This window comes from Candidatus Villigracilis sp., from assembly GCF_057083605.1.
On the sequence record NZ_JBXMTI010000136.1, the window covers coordinates 90,976 to 98,249 of the forward strand.

Annotated in this window: 7 protein-coding genes; 1 reads left to right on the top strand and 6 read right to left on the bottom strand. The window is 48.8% G+C overall.

Translation table 11 applies throughout. The features are described 5' to 3' along the window. Positions 1 to 52: 52 nt before the first annotated feature. The 6 genes from hemB to AC14M5_RS20360 all read right to left on the bottom strand — a co-directional run bounded on the left by hemB (position 53) and on the right by AC14M5_RS20360 (position 6,341). Positions 53 to 1,144, bottom strand: coding sequence for a porphobilinogen synthase (gene hemB / locus AC14M5_RS20335; RefSeq protein WP_484031545.1), 1,092 nt, complete (start codon positions 1,142 to 1,144; stop codon positions 53 to 55). Further along, positions 1,141 to 1,926, bottom strand: a complete 786-nt coding sequence (locus AC14M5_RS20340; RefSeq protein WP_484031546.1) for a uroporphyrinogen-III synthase — start codon at positions 1,924 to 1,926, stop codon at positions 1,141 to 1,143. The genes hemB and AC14M5_RS20340 overlap by 4 nt, the downstream gene beginning before the upstream one ends. A 19-nt stretch (positions 1,927 to 1,945) precedes the next feature. Further along, positions 1,946 to 2,869, bottom strand: coding sequence for a hydroxymethylbilane synthase (gene hemC, locus AC14M5_RS20345; protein WP_484031547.1), 924 nt, complete (start codon positions 2,867 to 2,869; stop codon positions 1,946 to 1,948). A gap of 6 nt (positions 2,870 to 2,875) precedes the next feature. Continuing rightward, positions 2,876 to 4,198 carry a glutamyl-tRNA reductase gene (gene hemA / locus AC14M5_RS20350; RefSeq protein ID WP_484031548.1) on the bottom strand — a complete coding sequence of 441 codons (1,323 nt, stop codon included), beginning with the start codon at positions 4,196 to 4,198 and terminating at the stop codon, positions 2,876 to 2,878. Between the two features lie 224 nt (positions 4,199 to 4,422). Further along, a complete protein-coding gene (locus tag AC14M5_RS20355; RefSeq protein ID WP_484031549.1) occupies positions 4,423 to 5,577 on the bottom strand; it encodes an acyltransferase family protein in 1,155 nt (384 codons plus the stop codon). A gap of 53 nt (positions 5,578 to 5,630) precedes the next feature. Next, positions 5,631 to 6,341 (bottom strand): class I SAM-dependent methyltransferase, encoded by a 711-nt coding sequence (locus AC14M5_RS20360; RefSeq protein ID WP_484031550.1) that lies wholly within the window; start codon positions 6,339 to 6,341, stop codon positions 5,631 to 5,633. 137 nt (positions 6,342 to 6,478) lie between these two features. Between AC14M5_RS20360 and AC14M5_RS20365 the strand changes: the two genes are divergently transcribed. Further along, positions 6,479 to 7,075, top strand: coding sequence for a TetR/AcrR family transcriptional regulator (locus AC14M5_RS20365; protein ID WP_484031551.1), 597 nt, complete (start codon positions 6,479 to 6,481; stop codon positions 7,073 to 7,075). Positions 7,076 to 7,274: the final 199 nt, after the last annotated feature.

Sequence of the window (7,274 nt, forward strand, 5' to 3'; positions counted from 1 at the left end):
CGTTTGAAAGTTGGAACGTTGAAAAGTTTGAACGTTAAAACCTTCAAACTTTCTAACCTGCCAACCATGTAGCAGCATCCACGGCATGATAGGTAATAATCAAGTCAGCCCCCGCGCGTTTGATGGCGGTCAATGTTTCCAAGGTAACTTTTTCTTCATCCACCCAGCCATTCGCGGCGGCGGCTTTGATCATCGAATACTCGCCGCTGACGTTGTATGCCGCCATCGGCACTTCGGGGAAAGCATCCTTCACCACGCGGATCACATCCAGATACGCCAGCGCAGGCTTGACCATTAACATGTCCGCACCTTCTTCCACGTCGGTCGCAGCTTCACGCAGCGCCTCACGCACATTGGCAGGGTCCATTTGATGCGATTTCCGATCACCAAATTTCGGCGCACCTTCTGCCGCATCACGGAACGGGCCATAAAACGATGAAGCATATTTCACTGCATAAGACAAAATGGGAAGATTTTCATAGCCCGCAAAATCCAAACCTTCACGGATCGCCGAAACCATGCCGTCCATCATTCCGCTCGGCGCAACGATGTCCGCGCCGCATTCGGCGTGCGAGATCGCAACCTTCGCCAGTACCTCCAGCGTCGGGTCGTTCAGCACATATCCTTCAGGTAAATGCGGATATCGGACTCCAACGTCTCCCGACGTTGGAATTCCAATATCAGGAGACATTGGACTCCGTATATTCAAAACCCCGCAATGCCCATGATCGGTATATTCGCACAAACACACATCCGTCACCACAACCATTTCTGGAATTTCTTTCTTGATCGCACGAATTGCCTGTTGGACAATTCCATCTTCCGCGAAATTCTCCAGCCCAATCGGATCCTTCTCTTTCGGGATTCCAAACAAGATGACAGCATTCACGCCTAATCTGGCAGCTGCTTCTGCTTCTCGAACACTTTCCGCCACTGACAGTTGATACACACCCGGCATCGAGCGGATCTCGCTGCGACCTTCGCCATGTCGTACGAACAGTGGATAAATAAAATCGCGTGCGTTGAGTTCGGTCTCACGTATCATGGCGCGGAGGGCGGGTGTAGCGCGGAGTCTGCGAGGACGATTTACAATTTTTGATTTACGATTTTCGATTTTCGATTGTGAAATTTCAAGTAAAGTCATAGTTTCTCCATAGCTGCATGTCTACTTGTGTATATGTTTACCTGTCTACTGATTTCCTGTACCAATCCTTCGGTTGTATATTCTTTTGCAACAACAAGATTGACAATCCCTTCTTCTCTTGCGGCTTGTTCGGTGATTGGGCCAATACAAGCAAACAACGGATTACCTGGCAGGTTCAATGGGTCGAGATCGTTTTTGCGCGCGATGGCGACAAAATTTTCAACAGTTGACGCGCTGGTGAAAGTGATGACATCCACACCAGATTTCAAGGTATTGAGTCCATCCATATCAACTTCTGTGGGGAGAGTTTGATAGACCACGACCTCATGCGCGATTCCGCCCGCTTTCAAGATCGCTTTGGGTAATTCCTGCCGTGCAATCTCTGCACGGGGAAGCAAAACCCATTTGCTGTGTAAGTCACCCAACCCAGGCAGAATGGATTCAGCGACATATTCTTCAGGGACAAAATCAGGTTCTATATTGTGTTTGCGTAATGCGTCAGCTGTTTTTGGTCCAATGGCGGCAATCTTTAATTGATGGTGTAGGGGCGAAGCATGCTTCGCCCCTACCAGATACTCAAAAAACACATCCACCGCATTGACCGATGTAAAAATGACCCAGTCATATTTCGTCAATTTTTTTATTGCGTTATCGAATTCGGCGTTATTTTCAACAGGTCGGATTTCGATCACAGGAAAATAGATCGGCTCAAAGCCAGCGGATTGCAAGGCTTCGCCAAAGGAATTGGCTTGAGCGCGGGGACGAGTGATTAGTACTTTCATAGTGATTGGTGATTAGTAATTAGTGAAGAGAAATGAGTTTCAAAATTTCGCCTGCGCCTTGTTGAATGGCTAGTTGAGCAAGTTCGTTCCCAAGTTTAAGCGGATCATTTCCTTCACCAACAACTTTGATGATTTGTTTTCCATCAACTGAAGAAACCAAGCCTGTTAGCGTAATGACCTTCGACTTTTGACCTTTGACTTCCGCATACGCTGCGACGGGAACAGAGCATCCACCGCCAAGTCCGCTGAGGAAGGCGCGTTCGGCGGTGACCGCTTTACGCGTGGGGTTATGTTCCAGTGCAGCGAGCAGGTTGAGGGTCGTTTGATCGTCGGCGCGACATTGGATGGCGAGGGCGCCCTGCCCAGGTGCGGGGAGCATGACATCCAGTGACAGCCATTCCGTCACATTTTTTTCCAAACCCAAACGAGTCAATCCCGCGCCCGCGAGGATGATCGCATCATATTGACCGTCCATTGCTTTTCGCAGACGGGTATCTACATTACCCCGTAGGGATTCGGTTTTCACGTCTGGGCGGAGGAAAAGGATCTGGGAAGCGCGGCGCAGGCTCGAGGTCCCGACAGAAGCGTTAGCGGGTAATGTCGAAAGTGTATAGCCTTTTGCAGAGATCAAAGCATCACGTACTTCGGCTCGCATGGGAATACATCCGATTGTTAATCCAACAGGATTTTCAACGGGCAAATCTTTAAGTGAATGAACCGCGCAATGCACGTCGCCATTCAATAATTCACTTTCAAGTTCCTGTGTGAATAATCCCTTGCCACCGATTTCGGGCAATGGTTTATCCAAAATTTTGTCACCCTGTGTGGTGATAACTTTTTCTTCGCAGAAAAGGTCAGTGTGAATCTTTTGCAAAGCGGCGATAACCCATTGGGTTTGCCAGCGGGCGAGGGTGGAAGGACGAGTGGCAAAGGTTAGTTTCATTTTTACCTAATCAGCAGCATTTGAGATGGGACAGGCCTGACCAGAGAATCCGCAAAAACCTTCGCTTTGCAGACCGAACAATGTGCGGGCAACGGTCGCATATTCGGGCGCGTGAGGACAGGACGCTTCGGCACGCAGACGATTGGTTGGTGCATGCAATATTTTTTTGACCAGCGCCTGCGTCATGGCTTCGATACGGTCACGTTCGGCTTCGGTCAGGTCAGGCAGGCGGCGCAGGGTTTTTTCGAGCATTTCCTGACGGATGCTTTCAGCCTGTTGGCGAATGTCGGCGATGATGGGGATCATCTCCATTGATTTCATGTACTCTGTAAATTCAATAATTTCCTCTTCGAGGATGGATTTGACCTGCGGTACTTCCGCCATACGTTCGGCAAGCGCGCCTTCGAGTTTTGCGTTCAGGTTGTCAATGTCATAAAGTTTGACGTGTGGGATATTCGCCGCATCGGGGTCGATGTCGCGCGGCACGGCAATATCAATTAAAAAGAGAGGGCGCTGGGCGCGCGTTTCCATTACCTGCCTGATCATTTCGGCAGATAGGATGGTGTGCGGCGCACCTGTGGATGAGATCAAAATATCCGCTGAGGTCAGCGCGGCATCGAGACTTTCGAACGTGGTGATTCGCGCGTCCCAGCGGTCTGCGATGGCGTGGGCGCGTTCCAACGTACGGTTGACGACCAGAATCCGATTTGCCCCGCGTTTTCGTAAGGCTTCCACTGCCAGTTCTGCCATTTCACCTGCGCCAAGGATGACGATCTGCGCTTCGGCGATGGGACGCACGACCTGCTCCGCCAGTGATGCGGCGAGCGATGAAACCGACGCAGGATTGCGGCTGATGTCCGTCTCGGTGCGGGCGCGTTTGCCCGCATGAATTGCGGATTGGAAAAGTCGGTTCAGTACAGGACCTGCCATATTTTGTCCGCGTGAGAGTTCGAGCGAACGGACGATCTGTCCTAAAATCTGCGGTTCGCCGATGACAAGCGAGTCAAGTCCCGCGGCGACATCAAAGAGATGGCGGGCTGTATCAATATCTTCAAATCGGTATGAATGTGCCTGGATTTGCCGGGCAGGCACATTGCAAATGTCTGATAAAAAAGCCTCCAGTTCGGTGATTGCCGAATCATTGGAGGCCGCGTAAAGTTCGATGCGGTTACAAGTAGAGATAATGACAAGCTCTGCAATGGATGTGGAGAGATGTCCGCATGCCAGGCGGGCAAGCGCGGAACGGATTGCATCTTCGTTGAGCGACAATTGCTCTCGAAATTTGATGGGTGTGGTGTTGTGGTTAAGTCCGAGACAGTAGATGTGCATTGTCAGCCGCTTTTGAAATTGTATGGCCTTACTTTATTATCAAAAGACAGCATATGCCAGACAGGTTTACAAAGTTTTTCTTTAGCATTGAATTAAGATATTCGCATTATTTAACTCCATGCTTATTTTAGAACTCTTGGTTTTATAGATTTATGCTATTCATCGTAAATTGTCAGATGGATGTCATTGTCCTTTCTTTTTCACCAACCCCACATTTCAGTTTATTACAACGGTTGCCTTTCGATTTTCGCATTCGATGCGACAGACATATCCTGTCTCACAGGCTTCATTCCGAACAGCCAACGCGTCACGTTCCACCGCCGAACCAATTCGTAAGCAAACAATGTTAGGCCAGTGGCAACCAAAACGATCAATGGATATTTGACCGCCACGGGCGCATCGAGTTTGATCACAAAATATCCAGTCACCACGCTGAACGTCATATGCAATAAATAGAATGGCATTGCCGCTTCACTTGCATAACGCAACAAGTTGTTCGTGCGATTCAAGAAGCGATGTCCCAACCCAAGCACAGCCAATGTCAACGCCCAGCGCCCTATTTGATACACCAGGCCCAACGCCATCCATCCCATTGTCCATTCTATGTAATCCCGTATCGGCATCATTATGTTGAGCGTCGCTGCGAACATGCCGAATGCCAATGCAACCCACGTTAGCTTATTAACAGATTGCTGGAAGCGAGTATCACTTGCGAGCATAAATCCGTAAAAGAAGATCAAGAAATAATACAGTGGATTCATATCTCCAAGGATACCCGTGGCGGCGGCGAGCGCCAGCGGGATGCCCAACACGATCAGACTCAACGGGGCCTGCATCAGTGTCCCCAAAGTTTTAATTACCCCTTTGCCTTTTTCAGAACGCAACCATAGAAAAATTGGCAAACCAACCAGCGAATAGACAAACAGATACAGAATGAACCAAAGATGCGCTGGCGTAAAGGCTCCGTTCATCCCATCTAGTTGCTTCAGGTCAATGCGGAAGAAGCCAAGATAGCCTTCTTGCAATGAGACCACGCCGCTGTACTGGATGTAAACAGTAAACGGAACAAAGGTCAGAATGCCAAAGGCCAGTGGAATAAACAATCGCAGGAATCGTTCACGAATGTACCCTCCCGCTGAGCGAAAGCCAAGCGCGAAATAAGTCGCCGCGCCGGAGATCATGAACAGCATGGGCATGTGCCACATATGGATAAAGCCCGTGACCTCAGCCAGCGCTCGGCTATTGACCGAATCCCTGATGTACATGATGGTGAATGGGTCGAATACAAAGATCAATGCCACGTGAAAGGGGATGAGCAAAAGCACGCCCAACACACGTAACCAGTCCAGGTCATAGCGGCGCTCGGATGATAATGTCATGTTAACTCCTGATTAAAAAGACTCTGGAGTCCATCAGCTTGCTGATGGATATGTCAGGCATCAAGCTGCCCGACTCCAGAGGGTGTTGCTTCAATTGAATGAAACATGTCCAATATAGCTCGCTTGCTTTTCAACACTTTTATACCTGCAGATTGAACCAGATCCAATGGGTCTTGATTCCAGCGGCATCCCGCATGATCTTGATAATGTTGATATTCATGGCGGTCTTGATAATTTGCAAGCCACGGCACATTGCTATGACCATGTTCCAGAAGCAGGATCAGCCCGCCGGGTCGGCAGACGCGTTTAATTTCCTGTAGTGCCTTGACCGGGTTTGGAAAAGTGCAAGTGGATAGGGTAGAGACTACCGCGTCAAAACTTCCATCTGGGAATTCGAGATGCTCTGCATCCATCATTGCAATATTCACGTTCAGTCCGTGATCGATGGCACTCCTGCGAGCCTGCTCCAACATTTTTGGACTCAGGTCAACTGCTGTGATTTCGCTGTTTGGCGCAAAGAGCGAAAAATTCTTCCCCGTTCCACATGCCACGTCCAGAATTTTGCCACTTGCTTTGGAGAGCAGCTTCTTTTTGAGGCGCGCCACGCCGAGAATGTATTGGTCGAACCAAATCTTTTTTTCGTATTGGTCGGCTATTTCATCATATGCGCTTTGCACTTGATTCACCGTCATCTTTTCACTGTTAGGTATGCGAAGAGGCCTGCAAGTCTTTCCATTATTTTCTGCACCGATTATGGTTTTCATGTGCTCTCCTTTAGTGTTACACTGAGTAACTTATGTTCAGCATTGTATCTATATTGAATTTCAAGTCAATCCTGAAATCCGCCTTGATGTAACAAAAGTTATTAAACTGACGGTTTTGTATCAGAGATGGAGAAACGATGAAATCAAAAGCAGATCCGAGAGTTCGCAGGACCCGCCGCCTATTGCGCGACGCTTTGGTTTCTTTGATTCTGGAAAAGGACTATGCCTCCGTTTCGATCAAAGAGATAACCAGCCGCGCTGATGTAGCCTATATCACTTTCTTTCGGCATTTCGAAAGCATTGACCATTTGTTGATGGAAGTGTTGGATGAGGGGCTGGCAGAGTTACTGGGTTATATCGAGACGCTGGCGAAACAGTCCGAAACTTCCGCCCTTGAAACGGAGGGCAGGCTGATCTTTGAATACATCGAACAAAAAGCCGATCTCTTTCGTATTCTGATCAAGAGCCAAAGCGTGGCGCGTGTCCGCAAAAAAGTTGTGCAAAACATCGCCGCCATTTTCCAAAAATCCTGCATCCCTTTGGCGAGGTCTGGCAATCAGGTGACAATCGCCATCACGTCGAATCACATCGCAACTTCCCTGCTTGCGCTGATCGAATGGTGGCTGGACAATAATTTAAAGCCTGCACCAACACAGATGGGAAAGGTCTATAAGAGTTTGATCATTGATTCTACAGTGGGGGCGGTGAGTTCCTTGTCAGCCGTGTCGAGATAGATCAAGACTGCAAAATTGCAGTACCCTGTAACATAGGATGATGACTTTTGCCTTTGATAGATTTCTATATCTTAAGGATTTTGCAACACAGCAGACACAACAATGCGATGAATATCCACCAGGTATGGGTGGCATGAGATCAGCGTCACTCTGGCATCCGGCGTAGGAGCCATAACCTCGACTGCACTTGGATCGACCA

Excerpts from the sequence above, each read along its gene's own strand:
- AC14M5_RS20365 (WP_484031551.1), top strand. The coding sequence starts at position 6,479 with ATGAAATCAAAAGCAGATCCGAGAGTTCGCAGGACCCGCCGCCTATTG.
- AC14M5_RS20360 (WP_484031550.1), bottom strand. The coding sequence starts at position 6,341 with ATGAAAACCATAATCGGTGCAGAAAATAATGGAAAGACTTGCAGGCCT.
- AC14M5_RS20355 (WP_484031549.1), bottom strand. The coding sequence starts at position 5,577 with ATGACATTATCATCCGAGCGCCGCTATGACCTGGACTGGTTACGTGTG.
- hemC (WP_484031547.1), bottom strand. The coding sequence starts at position 2,869 with ATGAAACTAACCTTTGCCACTCGTCCTTCCACCCTCGCCCGCTGGCAA.
- AC14M5_RS20340 (WP_484031546.1), bottom strand. The coding sequence starts at position 1,926 with ATGAAAGTACTAATCACTCGTCCCCGCGCTCAAGCCAATTCCTTTGGC.
- hemA (WP_484031548.1), bottom strand. The coding sequence starts at position 4,198 with ATGCACATCTACTGTCTCGGACTTAACCACAACACCACACCCATCAAA.
- hemB (WP_484031545.1), bottom strand. The coding sequence starts at position 1,144 with ATGACTTTACTTGAAATTTCACAATCGAAAATCGAAAATCGTAAATCA.